The 1,210-nt window shown below is 50.2% G+C and carries 9 tRNA genes and 2 rRNA genes; all 11 read right to left on the bottom strand.

The features are described from left to right. Window positions 1-99, bottom strand: a 16S ribosomal RNA gene (locus N0M92_RS29095); the annotation flags it as partial. Window positions 100-257: 158 nt separating this feature from the next. Next, window positions 258-333 (bottom strand) — tRNA-Ala (locus tag N0M92_RS29100). A 10-nt stretch (window positions 334-343) separates the two neighbouring features. Continuing rightward, window positions 344-420, bottom strand: a tRNA-Pro gene (locus tag N0M92_RS29105). An 8-nt stretch (window positions 421-428) separates the two neighbouring features. Beyond that, window positions 429-505 (bottom strand) — tRNA-Arg (locus N0M92_RS29110). A gap of 15 nt (window positions 506-520) precedes the next feature. Next, window positions 521-609, bottom strand: a tRNA-Leu gene (locus N0M92_RS29115). A gap of 12 nt (window positions 610-621) precedes the next feature. Further along, window positions 622-696, bottom strand: a tRNA-Gly gene (locus N0M92_RS29120). Between the two features lie 5 nt (window positions 697-701). After that, a tRNA-Leu gene (locus tag N0M92_RS29125) sits at window positions 702-783 on the bottom strand. Between the two features lie 9 nt (window positions 784-792). Beyond that, window positions 793-868 (bottom strand) — tRNA-Lys (locus N0M92_RS29130). Window positions 869-910: 42 nt separating this feature from the next. Next, window positions 911-986 (bottom strand) — tRNA-Thr (locus N0M92_RS29135). An 11-nt stretch (window positions 987-997) separates the two neighbouring features. Continuing rightward, a tRNA-Val gene (locus N0M92_RS29140) sits at window positions 998-1,073 on the bottom strand. 10 nt (window positions 1,074-1,083) lie between these two features. Continuing rightward, window positions 1,084-1,199, bottom strand: a 5S ribosomal RNA gene (rrf, locus tag N0M92_RS29145). Between the last annotated feature and the right edge of the window lie 11 nt (window positions 1,200-1,210).

Consider the following 1,210-nt stretch of genomic DNA (forward strand, 5'->3'; position numbering starts at 1 on the left):
GCTAATCTCAGGGAGCAAGCTCCCGTCGATTCGCTCGACTTGCATGTATTAGGCACGCCGCCAGCGTTCGTCCTGAGCCAGGATCAAACTCTCCGAAGAAATGTTTGACTTGCTCATTTGCTTTTTTGATAGTGTGTGCTCACTTAAAATTTAACGTTGGCGCTTTGTTTTGTTCAGTTTTCAAAGAGCAATTTGACTCTTCTTAAAGAATCAACTTTCTTATCATATCAAAGCCGAATTGGCTTGTCAAGTTTTTTTGGTGGAGCCTAGCGGGATCGAACCGCTGACCTCCTGCGTGCAAGGCAGGCGCTCTCCCAGCTGAGCTAAGGCCCCAAAAAAATCATGGTCGGGAAGACAGGATTCGAACCTGCGACCCCTTGGTCCCAAACCAAGTGCTCTACCAAGCTGAGCTACTTCCCGAAAAAATATGGTGCGCCCGGCGGGAGTCGAACCTACAACCTTCTGATTCGTAGTCAGATGCTCTATCCAATTGAGCTACGGGCGCATATTAAGATGAAGATGGTGCCGAGGACCGGAATCGAACCGGTACGGTAGTCACCTACCGCAGGATTTTAAGTCCTGTGCGTCTGCCAGTTCCGCCACCCCGGCATAAATAAATAGTGGAGCGGAAGACGGGATTCGAACCCGCGACCCCAACCTTGGCAAGGTTGTATTCTACCACTGAACTACTTCCGCGAACATGCGGGTGAAGGGACTTGAACCCCCACGCCTTGCGGCGCCAGATCCTAAGTCTGGTGCGTCTGCCAATTCCGCCACACCCGCACAATAAAATGGTGAGCCATGAAGGATTCGAACCTTCGACCCTCTGATTAAAAGTCAGATGCTCTACCAACTGAGCTAATGGCTCATATAAACTATTTATATATGCTATATCAAGCTTGTATGAAAATGGTGCCGGCAAGAGGACTTGAACCCCCAACCTACTGATTACAAGTCAGTTGCTCTACCAGTTGAGCTACACCGGCAAGTGTAAAAATGGTGGAGGATGACGGGATCGAACCGCCGACCCTCTGCTTGTAAGGCAGATGCTCTCCCAGCTGAGCTAATCCTCCATATATAACTGCTTGGCGGCGTCCTACTCTCACAGGGGGAAACCCCCAACTACCATCGGCGCTGAAGAGCTTAACTGCCGTGTTCGGAATGGGAACGGGTGTGACCTCTTCGCTATCGCCACCAAACATAAAAGGAA

Source organism: Peribacillus aracenensis (assembly GCF_025175645.1).
Taxonomy (GTDB): Bacteria; Bacillota; Bacilli; order Bacillales; family DSM-1321; genus Peribacillus; species Peribacillus aracenensis.